Origin of the sequence: Desemzia sp. FAM 23990 (assembly GCF_045528485.1) — a bacterium.
Taxonomy (GTDB): Bacteria; Bacillota; Bacilli; order Lactobacillales; family Carnobacteriaceae; genus Desemzia.
On record NZ_JBGQQW010000007.1, the window covers coordinates 48,229 to 70,053 of the forward strand.

Genomic DNA, 21,825 nt, shown 5'->3' on the forward strand with positions numbered 1-21,825 from the left:
TATCCTCCTCTATTAGACTTCAACAGTGCCGGTTACTGCCACAGAGTGGATAGCACCAGAACGTCGGTATGTGAATGAAAGACCTTTGTAGTTTCTTGCAGCGATATCTGCAGGATCTAAATCAGCTCTTTGTAGTGCGACAACAGCAAAATCAGGTTCTCCAGATTCGTCGACCATGTCAACAATGCCGTTGATGAATGCTTGTTGTAAAACAGTCGTCAATTCAGCATCTAGCAGCGCGATACCGTTTGCGTCAAAAGATAATTTGTCTGTGTTGGCCAATAACGATTGGACACGAGATTCAATCGTTGCTTTTACCCAGTGTTCTCCATGGATCGCATCAATAAACTCTCCGCCTACAGTTTTCCCTTCAGAAGTTTGAGAAACACCTGCTTTTGAAACGTACGCAATTCCTCCTGCGGCGTGAATAGCATCTAGCTCTGTTCTGTTAATGTTGTCTGGAGTAATGCCTGCCAGATTTTGACGGAACTTCCAAGTGATTGAACCTACAGTAGCGTTAGCTGCGTCGCCGACTAAAGCTGCATCTAAAGCCTCAGCTGGTTTAGAATGAACCACCCCAATTGTTAATGAGTTGTTTTCATACGGTAATAACTCTTCAGCCATTTCTACTTGTAAGACTACGAATTTGTAATTTTGTTCTTCTACAAAGTTAGACAACGCTAATGCATCAGTCTCGTTATACTCTGCTAATAAAGCAAAGTGCCAATCTTCGTAAAATGCGTTATCTGCAGCTGCAGCTACAGCGCCTTCTGCGTATGTGACCACAAGAACTTTTGCTGGTTTATTGATTTGTGCGAAGATTGTCTTCGCTTTGTTGTAGACGCCTGTCCCAACTGCGTAATCCGCTGCCAATCCTTCTAAATCAGAATAAGATTTCATTCCAGCTGTTAGCCCTTTTACAAAAATAGCTGGATTACCTAAACCGACAACGGATGTAGGAGTTTGTACGGTAATCTTAACTGTAACGTCACTAATTGGTTGTGCCATGTAAATACCTCCATTTTTTTAATAATCTATTTGTACTGCGCTTATTCCTTCTACTTGCTCGCCTATATATTGGTCAGTAACCCTGAATCGGATATCAAAACCTGCTGTGCGTTCATAATCGACAGACACAAAATTATCTCGACTTCCTGAGTTAGTGGCTTTTACAACGACAATTCCATCTTTCGCTAACACCAAACGAGTAGTGTCTGATCTAAACCATTTATTGATGTTTCCGGATGTATTTAATGCATCCAAAGTGCTTCTAGTGTGAATCGTGAAGCTTATAATCATCTCAAATATTTCGTTTTCGACAATGTCTTGTGTTGTGGAAATATATGGACTTGTGATGGTATAGGTGACAAAAGGAAAATCCAGCTGTTCACCGATCGAATTAGATTCAATAAGCGATAGCTGGAAATTAGTCTTCAGCAATGTTGCTATTTTATTGATGAACTCGCGGTAATCAAAGCTTTGGCCCAAGATTTTCCACCCCTCTACAGCCGTATTGCGTTACATTTGAATAATCAGTGAACGGAGTAGCATCTTCAACGGTATAAAATTTACCATTATGCTCTACAACTGTTTTCAATTCGACTACCAATGAACTGAACCAGGTCATTTCATACATTTCTTTTACTCCAGATTGACCATAATCCAGCATGATAGGCACGCGACTGTTCAAGCTAGACGGAATGAAAGGTTCGTTAACTATTTTAAAGGGTGTATTTTTAACGCTGCCCTCAACCCATTCTGTCCCTTCGTAATGCCCTTCTAAGCTATCTTTTGAGTAAACCTTAAGAGGTACGCCGAAAACAGCTAATAGACTGGCAAAATCCATTTTTTCCATTACCTTTTCACGACCTTCCATGTAACGGATTGGAGCATTCGTCCGGTGCTGATCAAAGGGTTGTTTTTAGAAGGATTGCGCTGCAAAGTCAATTCTGATTTGCCAGGCGTCTTAATTTCCCTAATCTTGTTTTGAACATCCTTTGTGATCAATGCCCCCAGTTGCTCCCAAACGTTCTTGGCGGTAATTTTGCTTAATACGATGTCATCCAATCGATTTTGGAAGAATTCAAACCAATCATCTTCCTTTTCGTCAAAAGTGGAGCGAATAAAGGATCGTTCAGGAATATTTACCTCTTTAGCCAGCCAGAACATGACAATAAAGCCATCTTTGTTCCTTCCTCGCTTTCGTTTGTCTTCTACAACCAAGGCATTAACGCCTTTTGGTTTGAATAAGTCAGGTATATCCTTCGCCGTCCTGTTTCCCGCTTCTTTAGTGGGAATAGTAAGCCATTTCCCTTTTGGTTTAATTGTCATCCCAAACTCATGAACATTTGCGATCATAGCCATAAATGAATCGTCCGAGCCGAATATCCCGATTTCTAGTGAGTACTTGTTTAAGTCTTTAAAGACTTCTAAAATACGGTCTTGTTCGGAATAATCATTCTCCACTTTCATTAAATCACCACCAAGCTAATTCCTTTTTTTGCTTTGTTTTTAGCAAACTCTTTTTCTAATTCCTGGTACTTTTGCCCATAAACCGTTGAAGCTAAGCCTTCGGATAATGTGTTTTTGTCGCTGTATTCGCGCTTTAAGGTTCCGACAGCTTCAGCTATAACATGTTTATTCGACATAGTGGCCAGATGAGCAGCTAGATAACGATTGGCCATCTCTTCATACTCTTCAGGAAATGATTTACCTTTGACAGATAGATAAGCATCGTCGATGTACATTTCTAATGAAGCGTCATTCATAGCAGATAGATCAGCGAATACTTTCAGCTTTTCGACGGTAGTTTTCACAATGAAAACCTCCTATCCTTCTTGGTCAACGATGTCATCTTCATTAGGGTCGAGAATTGAAGCGATTTGATTTTCAATAGTTTTCAATACTGTTGTACGGGGTCTTTTAGAACCTTCCTCTTCGTCGTGGAATCGATTCAATAAATCCACATCAAATGTATCGGCGATTAAAAGTAATGCATCATCAGCTTTGATTTCACTGATAACCGCATCCGGTTTTTCGGAATCGAAGAAAATTTCTTTGCCTACAAGAGCTTTGTCTAACGGGTTAGTTCTGACGGCTTCTTTAAAAGCCTCAGCCTCGTCAGTCTCTAAGTTGTTTGTCCCAGGAATCAATCTAACCCCTACGTGGCGGATGTATTCCCCTTTATTTTGCACTAACATTCTCATTCCTCCTATTTTTTATTAAATACCGTCTACACGAACGATTCCGTAAGGTGCACGAATGATCATACCGCCACAACGCTCTTCGTTAGGGATAGTCCAATTTGGGTATTTCCATTCTTCTTCCAATCGAGTGACATCCATAGGGATCAATAACTCTGCAGTAGTACGGCTTGTTTCAATGATCAACATTGATGCTGTTTTACCCGTTCCAGCTGCTTTTAAATCAGCTACACGAACGATATCAGTAAACCAGCCGTGAGCTCGAATTACTTCTTTAATTGTTCGAGTATCGAAGTCTGAATAACGTTTATCCAACATTTCGTACTGTTCTGGTGGCAAAGCCAAAGCTAAACCTGCAGCAACGTAGCCTGGTAATACAGTCACTTTTGAACGTGCCTCGCGGATTTCTTCCTCGATTTGTGCGGGTGTCTTATCTTTCCATTTTGTCGAGCTCCCTGTACCAATCGCTGCAGCATTAACTACTTGAATCCCAGTAACGTTTGACAACCCTTTGATGTTGTATTTGCTATCGCCGGAAAACGCTAATGAATTTTCTTTCTCGGCAATGGCACGACGAACTGTTTCTGCTTTAGTAGCATCAACAGATTGATTCAACATCTTTGCTTGTCTTAGTTCTTGAACACTGTAACGGAATCCAGCTGCAATAGTGTAAATTTGAACGAATTCACGTTTCATGTCCACGTCTACTAACGGTAAATCGTCCGCTCCGTTTGCGATGATTTTCGCTACACCTGTACGAGTAAGTACGTTATAGCCATATGTTTCAGCCCCGGGATCAACGTCTGATTTCACATTGAATAATGACCGTGCTACTAATTCTTCTTTAGGTGCTTCGTATAGAATGCGGTCAATAGCTTCTAGGTCGCGTGCTTCTAATGTTGCTGTGATATTTCCTGCCATGTTCTATTTTCCCCCTTTAGTTATGGTAAGTTGATTTGAAGCATTGCAAGTCCGTCTGCCATAGCAGTAGACATGAATGTCCCAACAACTTCCGTCTTAGATTCTAACGCTGTGTTCGCTGGTAGAAAGTTACCTGTAGCCGTGTTAACGACTGCCTTTTGATTAGAGATGACATCTTCATCCACTTGGACCCAGATAGTTCCTTTTCTAATCACTGGGACAGCATCCCCTTTGACATAAACACCAGCTTTATCCCCAGCTGTGATCTCTTTGACGTAACTTCGTGCTAAAACAACGCCGAAAAAGTCTTTTCCAGTAGTCATTACTTGAGCTACGTCTTCCTCAGCGTAAACTGCTTTACCAAAAACGATTTCTTCAGCTCCGCAAGCTGTGGTATTCGCTTCAACCGATTGATAATTGGCAATCTTACCTAGTGCAGCTGGTGCTTCCATATATTCTTGTCCGATAGGAATAGGCATGATTATTTATCTCCTTTCTTAGAAGCGTTTTTTAAGTTCAAACGCTCTTTTTTCATTTTCTCAATTTCTTCCTTGCTAGACTTCGCATCTTTAGCGTCGCCAAAAACAGCCCCAGCGGTATAACCTTTAGATTCAACTACTGTAGTCATGGAATCATAGAAAGCATTAACATAATCTTCAGACTTGCCAGTTAAATCGATAGAATCATTCAAAGTTTTGATAGCCGCTTCTTTGATTTGACGATCGGATTTTCCTTTGAAATCAAAAGAATCACCTACCAATGATTTAGCTTTGTTCATCAATTCGATACGATCGTTAACAGCGGTGTCGAATGCATCACCGGTTAATTCTTTCGCTTTTGATTCTTCTAACTCTTGTTCTTTTGCTGTTAATTGAGTCTGCAGGGCATCTCTTTCTCCTGAGATCGTGTCAACGTTACTTGCTTTAGTTTTCTCAGCAGTTAATTGTGCTTCGAGTGTGTCGATGCGTGCTTTAACAACTGAATCCACTTCAAATTCTTTGCTATCAATAAGTAATTTAGCCATTGCTCGTGTTCCTCCTTTTTGGTTGTCTATATCATCGTGATCAATCATGAATGCTTGAGAATCGCCTCGAATAGATACTTCACTGCCAGCTCTCCCTTTATCCACGACGGCTAAGTGGTTAATATCCATATTTCTTTGGACGCTATCATAAGTCATTCCGTTATACTCGCCTTGTTCTTGACTCACATCGGCCATAAATCCAATAGAAAGCTCTCTTTTCCCATTTCTCACCTTGCTGATCAAATCTGAATCAGTGATAGTGAATGAGATGCAAAGCTTTTCATCATCAATTGATGCATCAGTATGAGTCATTCCTTTGGCATATCTGTTGTGATTTGAAACAGTGACTAGCTCTGTAGGATGGTCATCGGTAACAGGCTTAGCATTTGCAGACCGAATTGTTTTTTCACTAAAAAGCTCTTCAGGCAGTTTTGCTTCCATCTCGATGCCGCCATCAGAACGTAAGTACGGGAATACCCCAGGACGAGTAATAGGAGCTTTAACTGTCAAATACCCCTCGGATGTTTCTGAGAAGTCTTTGATATAAGCTTTGTCAAAACGCTGTACTTTCATCCTTATTCACCATCCCGGGTCAATTTGATCTCGTCACCAGCTTTGAATTCACGTTTTTGATCATTTAAAATAAGTAAATTCCCTACGGTCATGCCATTTTTAGTAGCAATCTCATGCAGTTGGTCACCTTTTTTAAACACGTGAGTTCGTGCTTTAATCGATTGGTTAACTTCTTTTGGTTTTGGCGCATTTACTTTTCCGTCGTTCATTGTCATCACCTCGCTTTTCTGTCTCACTCATACGTGTCTTTTGTAATACAAAAAAAGCCCCGGCGTTAGCCAGAGCTCTAAAGTGATTATTGAGTTAATAAACGAATCCTTCTTCGTAAGGTATTTCTCCGATATCTCCATCAACTTTCAGTTTAGGCGCATCATCAAAAAAATTGTGTTGCAGATTGTTGTAAATATTCATCATTGAGCCAGGTTGGGAATAGAAAGTTCCGCCAATAGGATCAACTTCATCTTTTAAAATGTAGTCATACACTTCGCTCTCTTCACCGTCGATTACCACTTTTCCATCTTCGGCAACAATGTGTAAATATTCTCCTCTACGTTTACCCGTAGCGGTTATTTTAGCCATAAGCCCTCACCCTCTCCTTTACATCAATGCTAATATGCCGCAAATCCATCTAAACATATCTTTATCTTTCATTAACGTCTCGGGATCAGTATACAGCTTTTCGAATCCCATGCTAACTAGTTCATAAGCTCTGCCGCCGTAATCTTTACCCATGTATATGTTCAAAAAGTCATCTTTTCTTGATTTTTCGTCTCTTCCGTAACCTTTGCCCATCCACTTTAACGGCTCGTCTTTTGTTCTTCGGTCGTAGAATATCTTTTCTATGCCAATCAGACCATCAACAGCTCTTTCCATCCTGTGACCCAGCTCGTGGATAGCGACTCTAAAAGCCTGCTCTCTTTCTCCGGACAAAGTTAATTCTGCGTATTCACTGTTTTTATCGTAGTGCCGGTAAAAACCCCGCTTTACTTTTTTAACCTTCAGTTTATTGTATGATACTGATTTTTCTACCCACTCAGAGGGGTAGAAATTGTACGCATTTGCTATTGTTTTTGCTGTTTCAGTTCTAGAACCGTTTAAGTGTGATTTGATATCGATTCCGTCGCTTCCCATAGGTCTGATTTTAGCAAATATCTGTTTCACGTCTTCAGCGTTATCATAATACAAATTAGAGCGCATGTCATCACATATCTTCTTTAATTCATCGCTTTTACGTGGATTTTTTTCTTTGTACTCGCTCAATCCTTTGTTCCTTAATTCCGCAGCTTTAGACAAACGTTTATTGTATTCGTTGACGTTGATCAATCCGTCCTCGTATTGGTCTTCTAATTCGATGACAGTTTGCTTATATTTGTCTTTAATTTTTTGAGTTTGCTCTCTTTCTGTAACTATTTCTTTGATCGCAACTTCTTCATAATTTTTTTGAGCTTCAGCTATTTTTTCCGCTCTGTTAGATAAAGAAGTGGCTTTTTTGAATTCGTCTTCGATGATTTTTCCAGCTTCTTTGATGGAAGCTTCATCAGGGAGGTCATAAATAGTGCTTTTGATTTTTTCTATTTTCTGTTTAACATCGACTTCTTTTGACGCCAACTCTTCACTTTGATTTTTCGTTTGATTCGTCTCACGAGAAATCTTATCGGGATCCAACAGACCAGCTGCAGCTAGCTCATCATCAAATACAGGTTCGGCGACACACCTGCAGTTGTAATCCTCTCCTGGGAGTAATTCGTCATCGGCATAGAAGTAAATTTTCCCATCACGTTCTGCATGGCTGTCTCTCACTGCCAAATCATCTGAGTCACGCCATCTATAAGCCTTTATACCACTTTGAGTGTGTCTTTTGGCATTCATCTGCCCTAATATAGATCCGGTCTGATCTCTAGCGATAAAAGCAGCTCGATTCTCACTGATTCCAGAACGTTCGACTAATGCATCTTTGATGTCTGCAGCTGATTGCCCTTTTTCCACGCCGTTTTTAACAATCTCCTCGAACTTGTCCAAAGTCTCGTCGCGTATAGAGGAAATATATCCTACGTTCTCTTTGACCTTTTCGTCCATGTAAGACTTCAACCATGATTCGTTATCAATTGGATTGATGCCTTTAACTCGCTCTTGAGCTGCTACATTACTTTTGTTCACTGTGCTGATGTTTTTGATGAACTGCCCAGCTTCTTTGCTGACTTCTTTTTCTCCAACGTATTCCAGCGATTGTTTGCGAATCTTTTTGAAGATGTTTTTAACCCTTTGAGATACGTTCACATCTTCCCTAATTTGCTGTTTTTTCAGCTCAGAATCGATTTCAGATAGTGTTCCGGATAATTCTTCCAGAACATAGTCCCCGAGCTCAGAGAAGTGTTTTTTCAGCTTTTTAGCATATTGTTGTTCAGCCCGATGCGGATAAATTGTTTTAGGTATCTTTTTAACCATTTAGTCCACCTGCTTATTTTTTAAATGAGCTTCGTATCCTTCTTTAACCGCTTTTGCCAAGACATCAATCGATTCATCTGCAGCATCAGCATTATATTTAGATGATTCAGTCAATCCGAAACGACCAAAACGAACGTCATTAACATCTTCGGAAGATAACACTCCGGTCTCGATGTAAATTTTGTCCGTCTCGGCTAATAATTTACGTATTTCAGCATCAGTTTTGGCGTCAACATTCCATAATGGATTGAATTCTATCGACCATTCTATAGAATCAGGATCAACAGACCCGCCTAGTTCATCTGAAGCGACCATCAGTAAACGAACCAACCTTTCTAGCTGCGGTCTCAACTCGTTCTCTTGAATTGCTGCGATGCTAGTGTAGTAATTCATTACATCATACTCTGCTCCAGTTAATGTGCCGGCTTCTTGCCCTTTTAAAATAGTCTTTGGAATTTTGACTGATCCTGCTAAAAAGTCCCAAACGAAACTCAATAAGTCATTGATTCCGCTAGCAGGTGTTCCTCTCTTATCCAGTTCTTCATCAGCTCCAATGATGGCCAATGCTTCTGTTCTAAATTTGTAGTCCATCAGCATCCCTAGCTCTGCTTTTTCGTCTTTAGTCAACGTATCCACATCGTTCGATTTAAATACTTTGAACGAATAATCGTATAACATCTGGCCAACTGACCATAGAGAGGTGTCTAGCACAGTGATGATGTCGTATAATGATTCGATTAGACTTAATCCTTCGTGTTCAAATTCCAGCCTTTTACTTTGTTGATGGATCAATCGAGAATGATGGACCTTATCCATCGTCTGCATTGAATAGCTAACTGTTTTCCCGTCGTTTTTCCTTCTGGAGACCTCGAACAATTCGACTTTGCCATAGTTCTCATCAAACATATCTTCATTGATGTAAAAGTTGCTGACTACCTGGTTAGAGAACGCATTTATGTAAGGGATGCGTTTGATCTTTTCTGGAATTAATTCATCTTCCAACGTATGCGTATGGTCCTCAACTGTTCCGATTGAAATAAATCCATCTCCATACATTCGATCGTAGCGGTACATGTCATTAAAAGCATCTTTCGCTCTCAATTGTCTCAGCTTAGATTCAAGAGCGTCTTTTACTTTTTTATCTTTCATGTTGATGGTCCACCCTGCACGGGTTAGATCATTTGCTGGAGTGTCTATGATAGTCTGTACCATCGCACTACTTGCGTATAAATCAGTGATTTCTTGAGCACTCAAACGTCTTCTAGGTGACGCCTTTTGACGAACGAGAGCATCTCTTGCTCCGGCTTTTCCATTTCCTTGCATGAAGTCCGTTCGGAGCTGCCCTTTTAATTGACCATCTTCTAATATCTTTCTTTTGTATGCTTTAGGCATTCTTATTCCTCCTGTATTATCTAGTCTTGTAGCGATCCAGTAATGATTTTTTCTTGACTGGAACGGATTCCATCGCATAACGGAAGGCATCCATCAAATGATTGAAGTCATCAATTGGTTTGTTAATAGCTGATCCATCTTTGTTATCCCAAACGTAGTTAGTCAGTTCGACTAATGTATTTTCACAACGAGGATGTACAATAACTTCATACCCTTGGATTTTTTGGATACCGTGATTGATGGAGTCTTTCCCTTTGACGGATCCTTTTATTCGAGAAAGTCCCATTTGTTTTAAGTCTTCGATATCCTTTGGCGCGGCACCGTCGGCTATGATTCGTTCTTTGTTATACCCCATGTATTTGATTTGTTTAGCGATATCTTTGTTCAATTGCCCGTGCTTGTACCATTCATCAAAGATGTAAATCTTCTCGTCCCTCGGATCGACCAACGCTGCAATGAAAGCCGTAGGGTCATTCGTAAATCCGAAATCGAGACCAAATGCAGAGAAAACACCCAACTTCTTACTGATAACAGAGTAGTCGAATTCTTCTTCTTTCCAGTTCTCATAAACCAGACCATCCGCAATACCCCAGTTACCCATTCCTTCGATGTTGTACCGACGAGGATTCTTTTTTTTCATCATCTTGAAGATATCAATATCGTCGTCCCCTAAAAATTCATTGCATAAGTAGTTCGTAGTCATCGATAAGGTGTTTTTATCCGGATCATCAAAGAACCTCGGTTTAAGCCAATGATTCTCTGACCAAGGGTTAAACGTCATGATCAACTGTTTGAAATACCCTGGTGGAAGTTCTCCACGAATAGACATATCAATTTTGTTGAACGCATCTTCATCCCTTATTTGAAAGACTTCTTCAAACCATGCCCAACATAAAAACCCAACTTCTACTGTGATGGATGTGATAGACTCCGGGTCATCAAGTCCTCTGAATAAAATCTTTTGACCAGTCGGAATGTATGTTGCTTCTAGCGGACTTTTTGAAAAATGCCACAAATGGGCCACCCCTAAGTTACGAGTAGCCCATTTAAGCTGCGTGTATGTCGAATCCTTGTGTGTATTAAAAAACCGCCGGAGAACTAAAGTGTTCGCCAACGGGTATTTCATCATGTTGTATATAATTTTCTGAGCTGCAGTGGTAGATTTTTTGGACCCACGTCCACCCTTCACTACTAGGTAACGCTTTTGGGACCTCCAAAAGGATCCGTAACCTTTCCCTATTTTTTTAGGAAGATTGATGATAACACTCACTTTTTGATTATTTTTAGTCTTCAAGTTGATCTTCCCCCTGGAACACTATTTGTTGGGAAATATCTACTTCACCTTTATCAACCCACATTGCATATCGTTTGCCCAGCATTTGAGCTGCTTTAGTTCGATTGTTGACATCAGGATGCTTCGTGTGCAACTCGACGTGTTCATCAAAACCCTCTTTGACTGTTAACAGCTGTTCTTCAGATACTTCTCCACGCATGACGGATGTCAGAAACTCCATGATTTCCTGCTGATCAGCCACCTTTTGAGATTTGATTTCTTCGAGCCGCTCTTCTATGTAATCTTTTACGCTCACATTTTCTAACAATTTAGCAGCATTGCCTTTGGCGTAGTTTTCACTGTAACCTGCTTTAAGCGCTGATTTATAGATGTTTCCGCTGATAATGTACTCATCAGCAAAGTTCTTCCACTGTACTCTTAATTTACTCACTTTCCATCACCTTCTTGATGTATTTTAGTTATGCCAATGCCTGGAGTCGAACCAGGTAATTAATCCATTTCATCGGTTAAAACAAACAGCTAGCGAAAGGAAAAGCTTTATAATACTGTATTGTTGTGTGTCTTATGGGCTTCACTAGCTGAATGAATAGGAGGAATGGCGGAAGTCAGAAGGTCCGCCTAATAATAAGTGTCTTTTGTAATACAGAATTAGATTTTTAAAGCCATTTGAATTTGGCCAGCATCAAGTTTGTCTTGTATTTTAGCTTTAGCTCGATTGATGAGTGATTGAGTCGCTCCTCGGCTGATTCCCATGTAATAAGCAGTCTCGGCATATGTATGACCTTCCGCGTAAATACATTTATAAGCTTCCCTTTCTCGCTCGCTAAGTATAGATAAAATTTCATCCATTCTTTCGTTTTCTTCAGCTGTCAGTTCTCTGCCTTCTGGTTCGCTCTGCATCCGATAGGCTTGCATAGATAACATGTCAATCTCTGCCCATAATTGTGTTCGTTGATACCGCGAACGGTTAGAAATACCTCTTTTAGATCCTGGTTCTCTCGCCGACTCTAACCAACTGATAGCATATTCCATATCGCTGATCATCCCACCTAACAGCCTCACATCGTTCTGTTTTTGATTCGAACTCATATCTTTGCACTTTTTTAGCTGTGCTTTTAATTTGTTGCGCTGGATGTATAAAGCTTCTAAACCTCCTTTGTACTCATCTGCCAATTCATCTGCATAATGCCACATATCATTTCCTCCTTTTCATCAATGACAACAAAAAAGAGGACATTCGTCCCTGTACGCATTTGTACAAGAATGAATGTCCTCTAGGGTCTCTAGTCAGACAGCTTTATTGAAGTTTTGTTCTACTTTCAGACACGTCGTCTATGTATTGCACATGTCCATTTTGAGAAACTAGGTTAAGTTTTGTTTCTCCGAACTCTGGAAGTTTTTTAACCCAAACGCTTCCTTTGCTTACTACAAGTATAGCATTTTCTGCTATCATTTTCTCTAATTCTTTTGAATCTATTTTCTCAAATTCCACGTTTTTGCCCTCCCTTGTCACATTTAGAATGGTAAGTCATCATCGCTGATATCCATCCCGTGACTAGAATTATAATTTGGCGTGCTAGTGTTATAATTCGCCTCATTTTTAGCCTGCGGTGTGTTTTGTCGATAACTTGAGTAATTATCAGGACTAGGCGCTTCTTTCTTCTCTTCTGCTTTTTTTCCGTCTAAGAACGTCACGTTACCCGTAACCACTTCCGTCACATATACTTTTTGACTTTGTTGATTATCATAAGAACGTGTCTGGATTCTTCCTTCTATCCCGACCATAGAACCTTTATGCGTATATTGAGCTATTAGTTCAGCGGTTTTTCTCCAAGCAACACAATTGATAAAATCTGCTTCGCGTTCTCCGCTTTGGTTAGTAAATTGTCTGTTTACTGCTACTGTAAAAGAAGTGACGGCCGTGCCTCCAGAAGTATATTTTAATTCTGCAGGTTTTGTCAGCCTTCCAACTAAAACGACATTATTGATCATTGTTTAACGCCTCCTGCTGCTTTATCTTTATAAACTGCTGATGCATAATACTCATTTCCTTCGTTATCCAACTCTCCCCATTCTCTCCCTGCTGGTCTTAAGAAGAGTTTTTCACCACATTCTTTACATTTAGCATAACGATTACCCCTAAAAGTGAATTGTCTCCCAGCGAACTCACACGATGGACAATCAACAAATATTGGAACATTTACTTTTTTATACGGCTCATCTTCGTGTTTATCTTTTACCCATAAAGGCACGGCATAGCTCAACGCATCCAATGAATCTTTATCAACTGGTACTATATCGTTTTTTCGAGCTAATACTTCTTCAAATTTTTCTGCTAACGGTGTAAAAAGAGTATTCCCCGCATTGATAAACTCCACTTGTCTAGGTCTAGGCTTCCCTTGATCAACATTCTTTTTACCAGTTTTTATCGGAGCTGCAATAGGAAGTTGCTCACTTTTAGCATCAGAATAACCTGGATAAAGCCCCTCAAACTCTTTTAATTCATCTAAGCATGCTTCTCTCGTTTCTTGAAATGCTTGAGAAATAGATTGATCTATCTTCATTCCTGAAGAGTTGTTTTTCTGCAACCCAACATCCGACACTAGACAGTCTTCTTTTAAACGCTTGTTTCCAGAAACTAGCTCATAAGCAGCTAGTACAGCTTGTTCTTCGATCATACCTTCTTTTTTAAGAATTAAATGCAGTCCTGTTACTTCATTTTGTAAAGTGATTTTCATTACACCCCAACCTCTTCCCATTTGATTAGTTTTATTTTTGAAACTTCTTCCTCTAAAAATGTAGACACTTTTTCTTTTTGATCTTCAGCTATTTTTTTAGCTGTTACTAGCATCAATGAAGACGCCGGGTTTTCGCTGCCTTTATTCAACATCATGCTGTACTGTTCTATTTGACATTCGAGTGCTCCAATTTCTTTTGCCATGTTTAATACTGCAGTTAATTTATTGGCCATGATAAAGTTCCTCCGCTTATTCGTATTGGTTTAAAAAATGGATGAATCTGCCTTTGTACTCTACTCTGTACTCAACTAAATCTTTTTCGTTAACTGATTTTTTCTTAAATATCCCTTGCATGTCTTCCCATACTGGCCAAGGTACTTTATAGAATCGTTTCATCTGAAAAGAGACTAACACGAAACATTTGGCTCCCAATTCGTACTGGCTATTAAAGTTACATACTTGTTCATCTGTAAGACGATTTTGCTCAATCCGATTGCTCTCGGTGTGCTTTGCTTCAAATATGACAGCTCGACCACCTTGAAGCACCCCTTTGAAGTCAGGCTGCGCTTGTTTAGCGAAACAGGCTTTGAAGGTTCCTTTTTTTCGATCTAGAGGAGCCAGCACTCTCATAGGCTCTGGAGTTTTTTGAATGTCTGCAGCTCCAATTTTTTTATAGTAGTTGCAGCTTATTTCAATCACTTTTTCAAATATTTCACCGTTATACCTTGCTCTTTTTCCTGAAGATCTTCCACCGGTTTCCATCGTCATTTTCTTATCTCCTCAAAATAGATAGTTTCTCCATCTTCCAAGACTCCAGAGACGATCAACTTATTAATTAAATTTTGTTTACTGATCTCAATCGTGTGACCAGTGTATCCGTTACCACTATTTCGAAGAGAAGTGACCATGATACGGCCACGTTCCTCTTCGATTGCTAAGAATTCTTCACTCACTCTGTATCCTTCTTTCTTTCAGCAACTTTTTCATTTCCAAGCCAAAAACCTGCTAAATGTCGATTTTTATTTTCCCAGTTAACATCTCTTTCTTTTTTAGGAAAGTAATTTATTTCTCTTTCGCAAGACTTACATCTAAGTCTTAACATTCTTTTCGATGGTTCGTAGTGAGGATGATGAACTAATCGCCATTGAACCATCTCGTACTCATGTTTGTGAAAGGGCCAAAAATTTATTTTCATTCTATACTCTCCTCCATCTATTTTTTAGCTCGATATAACCTTGAACTTAGATATTCTATTCGCTTTGATAGCTTGATTGATTTCATAATCGGCCCAGGGTTGAACTACCTCAGCTTCGTAAGTTATTACCAAATCAACAAATTCGTAGGAAAATTTTTCAATCCCGTTGATTTTCACAACTGTCTCACCATCAAAAACGACTTCACCAACTTTATAAATTTTCAAACTTCCGAATTCTGCTTTCTTCGCGATGTTGTATTTCTCGGTAAAAGTAAAATGTTTTATATATTTGTGTGCTGTATTCACTTCTCCTATTTTTTGACAAACAACTTCACTGATAACTTTAGGATCTCGAAAAACTTTAACTGATGTATTAAGTATCTGGATGACAATATATTTACTTTTCTCGTAATCAATGATGTCACCAATGTTCATTTGCTCATTAAATCCAACTCTCGTAGTCTTAAATACATATAACATATGACATCACCTCTTACTTTTTGCATTTCTTCTTTGTTCGTTTTCTTTTAGGTCTGCTGCAGATTCTACGAACGAAATTTTCACTCAATTTCATTGTGTCAAACTGTATAATTGAACTATTTCTTAACCAGTAATAGTCATCGCTTTTCATTCCGCACCTTCCTTTATCTTTTTCAATTCTCTTTCCAAACTGTATAAAAGAAACGCTGAAATAAAACCCGTAAAAATCATCCCATGTGTGTCATAAGATATCCCTCCGTAATACATAAAAGCTAATCCGCTTGACAGAAACAAAAATAGTTCTAGCAACACTCTCATTCTGCACCATCTTTTTTTTGAATACTCCTGTTTGTTTCTTCAATCATTTTTTCGAATGCAGATAACTTTTCCTTTCTTTCTGGGCTCGATTCTAAAACACTTTCAAATCGGTCTGATTTCATTAATTTAATCAACCTAACTGCTACTTTATACAAATTGGCAGCTACCATTTTAAGCAATTTCATTCCGCGCCACCCTCCCGAGGTTGTTTCTTTCTTATTGACCAAACAGGAACAGAAGTTTTATATTCTTCCTGCTCTAACCACCAACCGACCACAGGTTGTCCATCAGAACTACCGGCTCTATGTCTAGCGAAAGCATCCTCTACTATATAAGGCACATCTTCTCCAAACACTTCATTTTTCCAAGCATTTATTGCTTCTTCTTTAGAATATTTTTGCTTGTTAAATCCAGCCCAGTTACCCCACTCTCCATAAAATATTGAGTAATCGAATTTACTAGTACCTTTTATCATTTCGCGCCTCCTCGTATTCTTCCCTCGCCCAATACGTCTGATTTCGTGAATAACATTCTCGATGGACAATTCTGACATCTGTTGGATCATGATCATCAATTGCTACGAAGTAATGCTTCTCTGGTGGTATGATATTACTACCACAGCTATCGCATTTTGGAAGGTAGACAGGTTGTATATACTTTACAGGTTGTTTCATTCTGCACCGTCCTTCTCGAGCTCTATCCATGCTCCTTTTTTTATGAGTAGTTGAAGATAGTCTTTAGTGATAGAACCACCATCTAGTTCATAAGGTTTTTCAACCCATGAAATGTAGACTGCTTCATTTGAATAAGGAACAACCGTGTAAATCTTTCCGGATTCAACTTCTAAATAGGCTTTTTGACTCATTCTGTATCTCCCCTCCCAAATCTCTTCGCTACATTCTCAGCAAACCGCACCTGCTGCATAATATACGGATCATCATCTTTTCCACCACTAGCCAACCAATCATTGATACGCTGGTTAATATCGGCTAATACTTTTATTGAGATGTCATTAGGCACATTTTTTAAAGCAGACAATATATCAGCTGCATAACTCACCCGCGCACCCACTTTCCACTTTTGAAATAAGAGTTCTGGCCACGTTTGTATTTTTCTTCCAAGTAGCCGCCCCAACCAAATACCATCAACCCTTCTAAATCTTTTTCGGTAATGGAATCACGTCTATATTTCTCGTAGAAACCTCCGGTGATGGAGCGATGATTTTTATACCTTGTCACTATACCTCGTACACTGCGTTCAGCTGATTTCTCGCTTTCAAAAACATCGTGCAATGTATTTGATCCATCTTTTTGTGTTTTAAAAACGACGTAAACTTCTTTCATTGTTTGGCCTCCTTCATAAATACTAGCCAATGTGTTTTACTTCTCTTATTACCAAACAAAGGCTTGTAGCTCGTTGTGGCCAGAACATCTTTCAGTTTTACCTGGTCCTCATTCCACTTGAAAACCAATGTTCCATTCGGTTTCAAAACTCTCATACATTCGTTGAATCCTTTACCTAAATCTTCTTGCCATGTATCTGGATTTAACTTTCCATATTTCTTGGCAAGCCATGATTTAGGTCCTGCTCTTAGCAGATGTGGTGGATCGAATACTACTAGGTAAAAAGAGTCATCTTCAAAAGGCATTTTTCTAAAGTCACCAACCACATCAGGAGAAATGTTTACTACGTGCCCAGTTTCTAATTCCTCGTAGTAAGTACGGTTGTCCATAAACAAAATATCCTCATTTTGTTTATCGAAATGAAACATCCTACTGCCGCAGCAAGGATCTAAAACTCTCTTCAACCCTATCATCCCCCAACGACTTCAATTTCATCAAACTTCAATAAAGATTGTTCCTTCTCATAAGCCCAGCTGCTCAATTCTGCAAACTTTTCATCAGAATCGGCTCCAGAATGAAAATCTCCATAAAAACCAATGACCTTGGCACCTCCATATTCTCCCCCACTACCATCTTGTTCATACTCTCCAAACTTGACTACACCTTTGTAAATGGAGACTGGTTTATATTCTTTATTATACTTGATACCCCAGGAAGCGATTATTGGATCGCCTTCATAGATTTCGACGCCATTCTTATCTTTAATACCGGTAAACTGACCGACAGTTTCCGGATCCACCGGTTCCCATCTTTCGATAGTGATGTATTCGCTGGTAGCGTCTAAAAATCCGCTGATGATGTAACCTTCGATGTATGTTCCGTAAACCCAATTTCTTGTTATTAGTGACTTACCTCTGACTTTAATCTGTCTCATGGTTTCTCCCCCCCAGCAATTCAGGATTATCATAAATATTCCCTAAAATATGGATATCTTCTTGTATAATATTTTCACTAAAATAAAACCTATTAGTTTCATAGTCGTCTTCAGTAAAAACAGGAATACCATCAATTTCTCTTGGGATTTGTTCTCCTCCACTTGATGGAGGTTTGATTAAATCAAGGCAGTACACGCATTCGGTTTCATCGTATTTCACTATTCCGATGTATTCAGTCTCTCTGTAAAATCCAAACACATGATCTTGAAGAATGACTGATGCTACATCAAATTCAAAAACATCCTCGTCCCCTTCGTTTTTGCGCCCTATATATTGGCCGACTGTGTGATGGTCAACCTCAAAACAGAACTCATGCAATCTTTCCATCGGGTAACCTAATTGATCAATTGTGGCTATACAAATCAAATGTGCTTTCCCAAAACTATTCTTAATTGGAACACCGTAGACCCATTCGTTATTATCTAGGCGTTTACCTCTGACTTTAATTTCTCTCATGATTTCCCTCCAAATATTCAGGATTTTCGTGAATGTTTCCAACTATTTCACCTTCAAGGTATGCACCCTCTGCGAAAAAGTCGGTCGGATTATCTCGGGGTGATTCACAAAAACCAATCAAACCAAATCCGTAGCTCCCTCGAATTAGACGGTAGATGTTGTTTTTGTATTTGACCCAATCATCTTGACAGTAGGTTTTACCATTTTTATCTTTTAACTCGGTGTATTGAAGCAAAATAGCATTCTCGAGTGTTAAAAATCTTGTGTCATTTTCGAATAATTTGCTATCAACAGTTATGCGGTCACTGAAATTTATACGATAAACTTCATGCATATTTCTATTCAATATATCCCACGCTTTAAACTTGATCGGTCTCATGATTTTTCTCCTGCTTCCTTTAGTAATTTTCTAGCTTCTCCTTCTTTAATTCCGCTGTTTACTTGCTCAACAACCTCTCTCCAGCTAATGTCAGCAACCTTTTTGCAGTTATCATAGACTGTCAACTTTCTTTCGCCGAACATCGATGGGTTTCTCAAGATAAACAAATACATCTTAGTCAACCACTTGTAATGTCTGACCACATTAGGTTCCTCACCTTTTCTAGTTATATGCCAAGAGTGTTTACTCATCTTTTCCCCTCCAATTTAGACCCGCTACTATGAATAAAAGGAGCACTATACAGTTAATAATTTGAATCGTTTCTAACATTGGTATACGTCCTTACTCAAAATCTATCCCCGTTGCCACCATACGAAGCTTTAACAATTTTCCCGGGTTTGCTCTTTCCTGGAATATAAACGTCCTCAGCTGTTCCGAAGCCTAAATACTTCAGTCCATGAACCGTCACACAAGCTATGCTTAATTTTCGTTTGTAACCAGCTAATCCTTTAGCAAAATCATATTCTTCATACGGAGGCAGAGTCTCAATTCTGACCGCTTTGTAATAATGTAATTCCATCTTTATTCCTCCTGTCCATTCCTGGATAAATATTCCGGCTGAGCCCAATCAGGTGGTTCTGTGTTTATGTGAATCCGTTCGTTACTCTGGTCATTCTCGGGATTTCCGGTTACTCCTTTTTGTTTAGAATAGTCCTCGTCATCCAGATGAACCAGATCCATCGTGTTGATATTTCTTTTAGACCAATCTTTTAGTATACCTTCTGCATATCTGAATGTTTTTTGATTCAGAACAGCCCTCTTCATAGCTTCTGTGACCATCTCTTCATTCAGCGATTCGCACCAATACTCAATACTTTCTATAATTGGTTTAGCGATCGGGTTAGCATTTTGTTTAAGATTGGTTTCAAAAAAAGCGACAGCTTTAGGAAATTTATAGTCAGTTTCCTTTTTTTCATCAGCTGAACTTTCTTTTTTCTCTTCAGCTACAGGTTTGCTTGCAGCACCATTGTCTCCCCATCTTTTTTTAGCACCTTTTCTGCCTGCTTCGACTTTCTTTTTCCGTTTTTCCTCTTTGATTCCCATACGTCTAAGTAGTGATTCACTCCAGAAATGACTGCCGTCGGAAGAAAGGAGTTCATAGTCATTGATGAGGCTGTTAATGAATTGTTCAGCTTTATCGGCTTCGCACATCATTTCCATCGCGATGCCGTAGTAGCTCCAACTCTTGTGCTCCATCATATAACCTTCCTGCTCCGACAACATTTCTATTAGAATCCAATACCACGCATACCCTTCATTTCCATACTTAGACCGTAGCGCCAGTATTTTAGGATCTCTCCTGGCATTATTGTCATGAGAAAAGTAGTACGCTTCTTTTGCCATCATGTGCCTCCGTTCCTTCCGTAAATCCAGTCATTCTTTTATCTCCTATTCAGCGATATATACAGGTGTTCCTGTTATTTCTTGTATTTCTCGTTTAAATCTTTTTTCATCCGAATTTCCATTGGATAAATGCAGCAGCCAAACCTCTTGCAACTGGCTCAAATCATTCGTTTGGATAAACTTCTTGACGTTGTTCAACTCGAAATGGGACTTTATAACCCGATTGCTTAAAAACGCTCCTAGGCGCCCTGATTCGACGTTTTTCTTAAGGATGTCCATCGCGTAATTGCATTCAATCATCAAATGAGTGACTCCTGGAAACTGGTACTTGATGTAGTAAGTGTCAGTGGCAAATAATATTTTTTCTCCGCCTGGCGCTTGAATCAAAAAACCAAGCGGTTCATTTACATCATGTTGTACATCGAATGGAAGCACCGTCCAAGAGCCGATATTTTGCTTCGTGAGCGCTTTTAACGTTTTGATACGATAACTACTTATTTCGAGAACCTCTTGCGTCCCTGCGCTTAAATACAGGTCAATTCCGGTACGTTTCAGCAAATCTTTTGCATATTTAGTGTGATCACCATGTTCATGCGTAATTAAGCAAGCATCAACCGATGACCAATCAATGCCGTGTAGTTTTTTTAACGGAACCCCGGCTTCTAATAAAAGCGAACGCCCTCCAGAAGTGATAAGATATGAGTTTCCCGAGCTATCGGACCCGAAACTTATTATCTCCATTAGAAGTTCGGCTCCATCTCAGCTAAGCTGTCGAATAATCGCCCTTGCTCTTCGTCTGTCCCTTTAGACACTTCTTCATAAATGGGTTCAACTTCTCTAACTTTAGTAGGTACGACTCTCTCTTCTGGTATCGTATCGAAATCAAGAACTCGTTGATTTGCATTTTGATCAACTTCGTCTTGAACAATTTCAGCTTCATCGACATGTTTTCTTTCACTCGGTTCAAACTCGCTGTCAGTAGTGTTGTTAATAGCTTCGATCAGTAAGTCGCTGTCGTCGCTGGTGTTAATAATGTTTTTAGCTGCACGGTTGATGACCGTTCTCTTGGCCATTTCTTGAGGAAATTTTTTATGGACAGATTGCCCAGTTTTCGATTGGCTCCACGCTGCTTCAACTTCTTTTTTTGTCATGACGGTCAATTCTTGCGCGCCGTCTTCTTTTTCAATGATGCAGTAAACACCTTTAATGCCGCCGTCTCGATTTTCAAATTTTGTCTCGTGTTTGATCAAAACTTCTTTACCTTTTTCAATAGCCATTACAAACTCATCAGCGTCGTAAATAACGTTCGCCCAGATATCTTTAACACCTTTCAATCTCTTAAGAACCGCTTGAGTTCCAAAGTAAGACCGATTCAGCTTCAATGTATTTCCGTAAACGATAAAATAGCATTGAGTTTTAGCAGGGCTCAACCCCTGGACCACCATGTCTAAAAGTGCGTTAGCTATCGAGTCTGTTGTGCAAACACTCAACGCTGGGTTATCCTTTCGATCTTTCGTTTCCTGAAGTTTGAAAAACGCGCTTTTTAAAGCGTTTTGAGGATTATAGTTGGGCGGAAAATTCAATCCGGTACTTTCTAGTTCGCTCAATTTTCCACTAACGTGATCAGTTATATCTTTTTGAAGCAAAGCCATTTCATTAGACATT

Annotated in this window: 38 protein-coding genes; all 38 read right to left on the reverse strand. The window is 39.4% G+C overall.

Annotated elements, in window-relative coordinates; translation table 11 throughout:
* Positions 1–12: 12 nt before the first annotated feature.
* Complete coding sequence (locus ACEN4I_RS04200; RefSeq protein WP_407127562.1) at positions 13–1,008, reverse strand: DUF3383 family protein; 996 nt, start codon at positions 1,006–1,008, stop codon at positions 13–15.
* Between the two features lie 18 nt (positions 1,009–1,026).
* Complete coding sequence (locus tag ACEN4I_RS04205; RefSeq protein ID WP_407127564.1) at positions 1,027–1,488, reverse strand: LIC_12616 family protein; 462 nt, start codon at positions 1,486–1,488, stop codon at positions 1,027–1,029.
* Positions 1,472–1,855 (reverse strand): hypothetical protein, encoded by a 384-nt coding sequence (locus ACEN4I_RS04210; RefSeq protein WP_407127566.1) that lies wholly within the window; start codon positions 1,853–1,855, stop codon positions 1,472–1,474. Before ACEN4I_RS04210 ends, ACEN4I_RS04205 begins: the two co-directional genes overlap by 17 nt.
* A complete protein-coding gene (locus ACEN4I_RS04215) occupies positions 1,855–2,472 on the reverse strand; it encodes a hypothetical protein (RefSeq protein ID WP_407127567.1) in 618 nt (205 codons plus the stop codon). Before ACEN4I_RS04215 ends, ACEN4I_RS04210 begins: the two co-directional genes overlap by 1 nt.
* A complete protein-coding gene (locus tag ACEN4I_RS04220) occupies positions 2,472–2,816 on the reverse strand; it encodes a DUF4054 domain-containing protein (RefSeq protein ID WP_407127569.1) in 345 nt (114 codons plus the stop codon). Before ACEN4I_RS04220 ends, ACEN4I_RS04215 begins: the two co-directional genes overlap by 1 nt.
* Before the next feature lie 12 nt (positions 2,817–2,828).
* Positions 2,829–3,200, reverse strand: a complete 372-nt coding sequence (locus tag ACEN4I_RS04225) for a hypothetical protein (protein ID WP_407127571.1) — start codon at positions 3,198–3,200, stop codon at positions 2,829–2,831.
* Between the two features lie 21 nt (positions 3,201–3,221).
* A complete protein-coding gene (locus tag ACEN4I_RS04230) occupies positions 3,222–4,124 on the reverse strand; it encodes a DUF2184 domain-containing protein (RefSeq protein ID WP_407127573.1) in 903 nt (300 codons plus the stop codon).
* Positions 4,125–4,144: 20 nt separating this feature from the next.
* Positions 4,145–4,603, reverse strand: a complete 459-nt coding sequence (locus ACEN4I_RS04235; protein WP_407127574.1) for a hypothetical protein — start codon at positions 4,601–4,603, stop codon at positions 4,145–4,147.
* Between the two features lie 2 nt (positions 4,604–4,605).
* Complete coding sequence (locus tag ACEN4I_RS04240; RefSeq protein ID WP_407127576.1) at positions 4,606–5,721, reverse strand: DUF2213 domain-containing protein; 1,116 nt, start codon at positions 5,719–5,721, stop codon at positions 4,606–4,608.
* A 2-nt stretch (positions 5,722–5,723) separates the two neighbouring features.
* Positions 5,724–5,930 carry a hypothetical protein gene (locus tag ACEN4I_RS04245; RefSeq protein WP_407127578.1) on the reverse strand — a complete coding sequence of 69 codons (207 nt, stop codon included), beginning with the start codon at positions 5,928–5,930 and terminating at the stop codon, positions 5,724–5,726.
* A 94-nt stretch (positions 5,931–6,024) separates the two neighbouring features.
* On the reverse strand, positions 6,025–6,300 hold the full coding sequence (locus ACEN4I_RS04250) for a hypothetical protein (RefSeq protein WP_407127580.1): 276 nt from the start codon (positions 6,298–6,300) through the stop codon (positions 6,025–6,027).
* An 18-nt stretch (positions 6,301–6,318) separates the two neighbouring features.
* Positions 6,319–8,166, reverse strand: a complete 1,848-nt coding sequence (locus tag ACEN4I_RS04255) for a minor capsid protein (protein WP_407127582.1) — start codon at positions 8,164–8,166, stop codon at positions 6,319–6,321.
* Positions 8,167–9,558, reverse strand: a complete 1,392-nt coding sequence (locus ACEN4I_RS04260; RefSeq protein ID WP_407127584.1) for an anti-CBASS protein Acb1 family protein — start codon at positions 9,556–9,558, stop codon at positions 8,167–8,169.
* 16 nt (positions 9,559–9,574) lie between these two features.
* Complete coding sequence (locus ACEN4I_RS04265; protein ID WP_230523535.1) at positions 9,575–10,852, reverse strand: PBSX family phage terminase large subunit; 1,278 nt, start codon at positions 10,850–10,852, stop codon at positions 9,575–9,577.
* On the reverse strand, positions 10,842–11,282 hold the full coding sequence (locus ACEN4I_RS04270; protein ID WP_407127586.1) for a terminase small subunit: 441 nt from the start codon (positions 11,280–11,282) through the stop codon (positions 10,842–10,844). Before ACEN4I_RS04270 ends, ACEN4I_RS04265 begins: the two co-directional genes overlap by 11 nt.
* Positions 11,283–11,500: 218 nt before the next feature.
* The gene (locus ACEN4I_RS04275; RefSeq protein ID WP_407127588.1) at positions 11,501–12,046 is read right to left on the reverse strand and encodes a sigma-70 family RNA polymerase sigma factor; all 546 of its coding nucleotides are present in this window, start codon (positions 12,044–12,046) and stop codon (positions 11,501–11,503) included.
* Between the two features lie 103 nt (positions 12,047–12,149).
* Complete coding sequence (locus ACEN4I_RS04280) at positions 12,150–12,344, reverse strand: hypothetical protein (RefSeq protein WP_230523538.1); 195 nt, start codon at positions 12,342–12,344, stop codon at positions 12,150–12,152.
* 23 nt (positions 12,345–12,367) lie between these two features.
* A complete protein-coding gene (gene ssb / locus ACEN4I_RS04285) occupies positions 12,368–12,844 on the reverse strand; it encodes a single-stranded DNA-binding protein (RefSeq protein WP_407127590.1) in 477 nt (158 codons plus the stop codon).
* Positions 12,841–13,590 carry a hypothetical protein gene (locus ACEN4I_RS04290; RefSeq protein ID WP_407127592.1) on the reverse strand — a complete coding sequence of 250 codons (750 nt, stop codon included), beginning with the start codon at positions 13,588–13,590 and terminating at the stop codon, positions 12,841–12,843. Before ACEN4I_RS04290 ends, ssb begins: the two co-directional genes overlap by 4 nt.
* On the reverse strand, positions 13,590–13,823 hold the full coding sequence (locus ACEN4I_RS04295) for a hypothetical protein (RefSeq protein ID WP_230523541.1): 234 nt from the start codon (positions 13,821–13,823) through the stop codon (positions 13,590–13,592). The genes ACEN4I_RS04290 and ACEN4I_RS04295 overlap by 1 nt, the downstream gene beginning before the upstream one ends.
* Positions 13,824–13,839: 16 nt before the next feature.
* Positions 13,840–14,358 (reverse strand): Holliday junction resolvase RecU, encoded by a 519-nt coding sequence (locus tag ACEN4I_RS04300; protein ID WP_407127594.1) that lies wholly within the window; start codon positions 14,356–14,358, stop codon positions 13,840–13,842.
* The gene (locus ACEN4I_RS04305) at positions 14,355–14,543 is read right to left on the reverse strand and encodes a hypothetical protein (protein WP_407127596.1); all 189 of its coding nucleotides are present in this window, start codon (positions 14,541–14,543) and stop codon (positions 14,355–14,357) included. Before ACEN4I_RS04305 ends, ACEN4I_RS04300 begins: the two co-directional genes overlap by 4 nt.
* Positions 14,540–14,785: a hypothetical protein gene (locus ACEN4I_RS04310; protein WP_407127598.1), complete on the reverse strand. Its 246-nt coding sequence runs from the start codon at positions 14,783–14,785 to the stop codon at positions 14,540–14,542. The genes ACEN4I_RS04305 and ACEN4I_RS04310 overlap by 4 nt, the downstream gene beginning before the upstream one ends.
* 24 nt (positions 14,786–14,809) lie before the next feature.
* Positions 14,810–15,265, reverse strand: coding sequence for a hypothetical protein (locus ACEN4I_RS04315; protein WP_407127600.1), 456 nt, complete (start codon positions 15,263–15,265; stop codon positions 14,810–14,812).
* Between the two features lie 314 nt (positions 15,266–15,579).
* Positions 15,580–15,768, reverse strand: coding sequence for a hypothetical protein (locus tag ACEN4I_RS04320; protein WP_407127601.1), 189 nt, complete (start codon positions 15,766–15,768; stop codon positions 15,580–15,582).
* Complete coding sequence (locus ACEN4I_RS04325) at positions 15,765–16,058, reverse strand: hypothetical protein (protein WP_407127602.1); 294 nt, start codon at positions 16,056–16,058, stop codon at positions 15,765–15,767. Before ACEN4I_RS04325 ends, ACEN4I_RS04320 begins: the two co-directional genes overlap by 4 nt.
* A 195-nt stretch (positions 16,059–16,253) precedes the next feature.
* Positions 16,254–16,448 (reverse strand): hypothetical protein, encoded by a 195-nt coding sequence (locus ACEN4I_RS04330; protein WP_407127604.1) that lies wholly within the window; start codon positions 16,446–16,448, stop codon positions 16,254–16,256.
* A complete protein-coding gene (locus tag ACEN4I_RS04335; RefSeq protein WP_407127605.1) occupies positions 16,445–16,642 on the reverse strand; it encodes a DUF6877 family protein in 198 nt (65 codons plus the stop codon). The genes ACEN4I_RS04330 and ACEN4I_RS04335 overlap by 4 nt, the downstream gene beginning before the upstream one ends.
* A complete protein-coding gene (locus tag ACEN4I_RS04340) occupies positions 16,639–16,926 on the reverse strand; it encodes a hypothetical protein (RefSeq protein ID WP_407127607.1) in 288 nt (95 codons plus the stop codon). Before ACEN4I_RS04340 ends, ACEN4I_RS04335 begins: the two co-directional genes overlap by 4 nt.
* Positions 16,923–17,390 carry an SAM-dependent methyltransferase gene (locus tag ACEN4I_RS04345; RefSeq protein WP_407127609.1) on the reverse strand — a complete coding sequence of 156 codons (468 nt, stop codon included), beginning with the start codon at positions 17,388–17,390 and terminating at the stop codon, positions 16,923–16,925. The genes ACEN4I_RS04340 and ACEN4I_RS04345 overlap by 4 nt, the downstream gene beginning before the upstream one ends.
* A gap of 5 nt (positions 17,391–17,395) precedes the next feature.
* Positions 17,396–17,860: a YopX family protein gene (locus tag ACEN4I_RS04350; RefSeq protein WP_407127611.1), complete on the reverse strand. Its 465-nt coding sequence runs from the start codon at positions 17,858–17,860 to the stop codon at positions 17,396–17,398.
* Positions 17,847–18,377, reverse strand: a complete 531-nt coding sequence (locus ACEN4I_RS04355) for a YopX family protein (protein ID WP_407127613.1) — start codon at positions 18,375–18,377, stop codon at positions 17,847–17,849. Before ACEN4I_RS04355 ends, ACEN4I_RS04350 begins: the two co-directional genes overlap by 14 nt.
* Positions 18,364–18,756, reverse strand: a complete 393-nt coding sequence (locus ACEN4I_RS04360; protein ID WP_407127615.1) for a YopX family protein — start codon at positions 18,754–18,756, stop codon at positions 18,364–18,366. Before ACEN4I_RS04360 ends, ACEN4I_RS04355 begins: the two co-directional genes overlap by 14 nt.
* On the reverse strand, positions 18,753–19,007 hold the full coding sequence (locus ACEN4I_RS04365; RefSeq protein ID WP_407127617.1) for a hypothetical protein: 255 nt from the start codon (positions 19,005–19,007) through the stop codon (positions 18,753–18,755). Before ACEN4I_RS04365 ends, ACEN4I_RS04360 begins: the two co-directional genes overlap by 4 nt.
* 95 nt (positions 19,008–19,102) lie before the next feature.
* A complete protein-coding gene (locus ACEN4I_RS04370; RefSeq protein ID WP_407127619.1) occupies positions 19,103–19,336 on the reverse strand; it encodes a hypothetical protein in 234 nt (77 codons plus the stop codon).
* A 2-nt stretch (positions 19,337–19,338) separates the two neighbouring features.
* Complete coding sequence (locus tag ACEN4I_RS04375; protein WP_407127621.1) at positions 19,339–20,160, reverse strand: Lin1244/Lin1753 domain-containing protein; 822 nt, start codon at positions 20,158–20,160, stop codon at positions 19,339–19,341.
* A 45-nt stretch (positions 20,161–20,205) separates the two neighbouring features.
* On the reverse strand, positions 20,206–20,901 hold the full coding sequence (locus ACEN4I_RS04380) for an MBL fold metallo-hydrolase (protein ID WP_407127623.1): 696 nt from the start codon (positions 20,899–20,901) through the stop codon (positions 20,206–20,208).
* Positions 20,901–21,824 carry a recombinase RecT gene (locus tag ACEN4I_RS04385; protein WP_407127625.1) on the reverse strand — a complete coding sequence of 308 codons (924 nt, stop codon included), beginning with the start codon at positions 21,822–21,824 and terminating at the stop codon, positions 20,901–20,903. Before ACEN4I_RS04385 ends, ACEN4I_RS04380 begins: the two co-directional genes overlap by 1 nt.
* Between the last annotated feature and the right edge of the window lies 1 nt (position 21,825).

Bases quoted from the DNA above. Each gene is read 5' to 3' on its own strand.
- ACEN4I_RS04380 (WP_407127623.1), bottom strand. From the start codon at position 20,901: ATGGAGATAATAAGTTTCGGGTCCGATAGCTCGGGAAACTCATATCTT.
- ACEN4I_RS04375 (WP_407127621.1), bottom strand. From the start codon at position 20,160: ATGGCAAAAGAAGCGTACTACTTTTCTCATGACAATAATGCCAGGAGA.
- ACEN4I_RS04320 (WP_407127601.1), bottom strand. From the start codon at position 15,768: ATGAAATTGCTTAAAATGGTAGCTGCCAATTTGTATAAAGTAGCAGTT.
- ACEN4I_RS04385 (WP_407127625.1), bottom strand. From the start codon at position 21,824: ATGTCTAATGAAATGGCTTTGCTTCAAAAAGATATAACTGATCACGTT.
- ACEN4I_RS04255 (WP_407127582.1), bottom strand. From the start codon at position 8,166: ATGGTTAAAAAGATACCTAAAACAATTTATCCGCATCGGGCTGAACAA.
- ACEN4I_RS04210 (WP_407127566.1), bottom strand. From the start codon at position 1,855: ATGGAAAAAATGGATTTTGCCAGTCTATTAGCTGTTTTCGGCGTACCT.
- ACEN4I_RS04230 (WP_407127573.1), bottom strand. From the start codon at position 4,124: ATGGCAGGAAATATCACAGCAACATTAGAAGCACGCGACCTAGAAGCT.
- ACEN4I_RS04325 (WP_407127602.1), bottom strand. From the start codon at position 16,058: ATGATAAAAGGTACTAGTAAATTCGATTACTCAATATTTTATGGAGAG.
- ACEN4I_RS04245 (WP_407127578.1), bottom strand. From the start codon at position 5,930: ATGAACGACGGAAAAGTAAATGCGCCAAAACCAAAAGAAGTTAACCAA.
- ACEN4I_RS04260 (WP_407127584.1), bottom strand. From the start codon at position 9,558: ATGCCTAAAGCATACAAAAGAAAGATATTAGAAGATGGTCAATTAAAA.
- ACEN4I_RS04235 (WP_407127574.1), bottom strand. From the start codon at position 4,603: ATGCCTATTCCTATCGGACAAGAATATATGGAAGCACCAGCTGCACTA.
- ACEN4I_RS04290 (WP_407127592.1), bottom strand. From the start codon at position 13,590: ATGAAAATCACTTTACAAAATGAAGTAACAGGACTGCATTTAATTCTT.
- ACEN4I_RS04310 (WP_407127598.1), bottom strand. From the start codon at position 14,785: ATGAAAATAAATTTTTGGCCCTTTCACAAACATGAGTACGAGATGGTT.
- ACEN4I_RS04275 (WP_407127588.1), bottom strand. From the start codon at position 12,046: ATGTGGCATTATGCAGATGAATTGGCAGATGAGTACAAAGGAGGTTTA.
- ACEN4I_RS04225 (WP_407127571.1), bottom strand. From the start codon at position 3,200: ATGTTAGTGCAAAATAAAGGGGAATACATCCGCCACGTAGGGGTTAGA.
- ACEN4I_RS04370 (WP_407127619.1), bottom strand. From the start codon at position 19,336: ATGGAATTACATTATTACAAAGCGGTCAGAATTGAGACTCTGCCTCCG.
- ACEN4I_RS04350 (WP_407127611.1), bottom strand. From the start codon at position 17,860: ATGAGACAGATTAAAGTCAGAGGTAAGTCACTAATAACAAGAAATTGG.
- ACEN4I_RS04340 (WP_407127607.1), bottom strand. From the start codon at position 16,926: ATGAAAGAAGTTTACGTCGTTTTTAAAACACAAAAAGATGGATCAAAT.
- ACEN4I_RS04240 (WP_407127576.1), bottom strand. From the start codon at position 5,721: ATGAAAGTACAGCGTTTTGACAAAGCTTATATCAAAGACTTCTCAGAA.
- ACEN4I_RS04330 (WP_407127604.1), bottom strand. From the start codon at position 16,448: ATGAGTCAAAAAGCCTATTTAGAAGTTGAATCCGGAAAGATTTACACG.
- ssb (WP_407127590.1), bottom strand. From the start codon at position 12,844: ATGATCAATAATGTCGTTTTAGTTGGAAGGCTGACAAAACCTGCAGAA.
- ACEN4I_RS04360 (WP_407127615.1), bottom strand. From the start codon at position 18,756: ATGAGACCGATCAAGTTTAAAGCGTGGGATATATTGAATAGAAATATG.
- ACEN4I_RS04300 (WP_407127594.1), bottom strand. From the start codon at position 14,358: ATGACGATGGAAACCGGTGGAAGATCTTCAGGAAAAAGAGCAAGGTAT.
- ACEN4I_RS04200 (WP_407127562.1), bottom strand. From the start codon at position 1,008: ATGGCACAACCAATTAGTGACGTTACAGTTAAGATTACCGTACAAACT.
- ACEN4I_RS04250 (WP_407127580.1), bottom strand. From the start codon at position 6,300: ATGGCTAAAATAACCGCTACGGGTAAACGTAGAGGAGAATATTTACAC.
- ACEN4I_RS04315 (WP_407127600.1), bottom strand. From the start codon at position 15,265: ATGTTATATGTATTTAAGACTACGAGAGTTGGATTTAATGAGCAAATG.
- ACEN4I_RS04365 (WP_407127617.1), bottom strand. From the start codon at position 19,007: ATGAGTAAACACTCTTGGCATATAACTAGAAAAGGTGAGGAACCTAAT.
- ACEN4I_RS04215 (WP_407127567.1), bottom strand. From the start codon at position 2,472: ATGAAAGTGGAGAATGATTATTCCGAACAAGACCGTATTTTAGAAGTC.
- ACEN4I_RS04295 (WP_230523541.1), bottom strand. From the start codon at position 13,823: ATGGCCAATAAATTAACTGCAGTATTAAACATGGCAAAAGAAATTGGA.
- ACEN4I_RS04355 (WP_407127613.1), bottom strand. From the start codon at position 18,377: ATGAGAGAAATTAAAGTCAGAGGTAAACGCCTAGATAATAACGAATGG.